Below are 1,578 nucleotides of genomic sequence, written 5' to 3'. Positions count from 1 at the left end.
TGTTAAAGCCGATGATAAAATCCCCAATATAGCCGGAATAAAATTCCCCACTTACAATAGAACCATAGTGTCAATGAGAGGAGCTATGGTTCATGATTACGAGAGGGGAATTTTTCATGATCAAAGAGATGTATGAAAGGGGAATGAGTATTTCCGATATTGCGAGGGAATTGGGGATCGATCGGAAAACCGTCCGAAAATATATTCACTCCCCCAATCCTCCTTCCAAATCCAAGCGAAAACCAAGAAAAAGCAAGTTAGATCCATTTAAGCCGTATCTTCAAAAACGAATGTTAGAAGATGGGGTGTTTAATAGCGAAAAGTTGTTTTTTGAAATTCGACAACAGGGCTATACGGGAGGAAAGACGATTTTAAAGGACTATATGCAGCCTTTCCGAGAGACGGCGAAAAAGAAATACACGGTTCGCTATGAAACGCTTCCTGGCGAACAAATGCAAGTCGATTGGAAAGAAGTTGGGGAGGTCGTGATCCAAGGAAGAAAAGTCAAGTTATCGCTATTTGTAGCCACGCTAGGCTATTCGCGGATGAAATACGCGGTATTTACGACCAGCCAGGATCAGGAACACTTAATGGAATGCCTGATTCAGAGTTTCAAGTACTTTGGTGGGGTTCCGAAGAAGGTGTTATTTGACAATATGAAGACCGTTACAGATGGGCGAGAACAAGGAGTGGTGAAATGGAATCAACGATTTTCCGAATTTGCGAGTTACTACGGATTTATTCCAAAAGTATGCCGGCCCTACCGGGCCCAGACAAAGGGGAAAGTCGAACGAGCCATTCAGTATATTATGGATCACTTCTATGTAGGAACATCGTTTGAAAGTATCGAAGAATTGAATTCCCTTTTGCATCGTTGGCTCGATCAAGTGGCGAATCGGAAGCCAAACGCCACTACCGGCATTCCTCCGCAAGAGCGTTGGGCAGAGGAACAGTTGAAACCTCTCCAGCTGAACGATTACGATACGAGCTATCTTTCCTATCGGAAAGTGCATTGGGATGGCAGTTTCTCCTACAAAGGGGAACAATGGCTCTTATCGGCGGAGTATGCGGGCAAAGAAATTCTGGTAAAGGAGCGATTGAATGGGGATATTCGGTTGTACTATCGAGGGGAGGAGATTTCTTACTTGAACCAACATAAAAAAGTAATTACATTCGCCGAAAAAATAAAAAAGAAACAGACGGAAATGGCGACCACCATTTCGCCTGTTTCGGTGGAAGTGGATACTCGTCCATTGTCCGTTTATGACGCATTCCTGCGAGGGGAAAGCTCATGAAAGAACGAATACACGAGTATTGCCACCAACTCCATTTGCCTGTCATGGCGGAGCGATGGTCCGCCATGGCAGAATACGCCTCTACTCATAATATATCATATTCAGAGTTTTTATTCCGCTTATTAGAGGCAGAAATCGTCGAAAAACAGGCACGATCGATCCAAACGCTCATCAAGCTGTCCAAACTGCCGTATCGCAAGACGATCGATACGTTTGATTTTACCGCGCAGCCTTCGGTGGATGAGCGCCGGATTCGAGAACTGCTTACGTTGTCCTTTATTGA

The 1,578-nt window shown here is 44.5% G+C and carries 1 protein-coding gene and 1 pseudogene; both read left to right on the top strand.

Annotated elements, in window-relative coordinates:
- Positions 1–92: 92 nt before the first annotated feature.
- Positions 93–1,295 (top strand): IS21 family transposase, encoded by a 1,203-nt coding sequence (gene istA, locus ACTVDO_RS17295; RefSeq protein WP_257637865.1) that lies wholly within the window; start codon positions 93–95, stop codon positions 1,293–1,295.
- A pseudogene (gene istB / locus ACTVDO_RS17290) lies at positions 1,292–1,578 on the top strand (IS21-like element IS5376 family helper ATPase IstB); the annotation flags it as partial. The gene istA and the pseudogene istB, both read left to right, overlap by 4 nt.

This window comes from Geobacillus sp. BK01, from assembly GCF_052220245.1.
Lineage (GTDB): Bacteria > Bacillota > Bacilli > Bacillales > Anoxybacillaceae > Geobacillus.
Note: the sequence above shows the minus strand (reverse complement) of the source record. Positions and strands in the feature narration are given on the sequence as shown.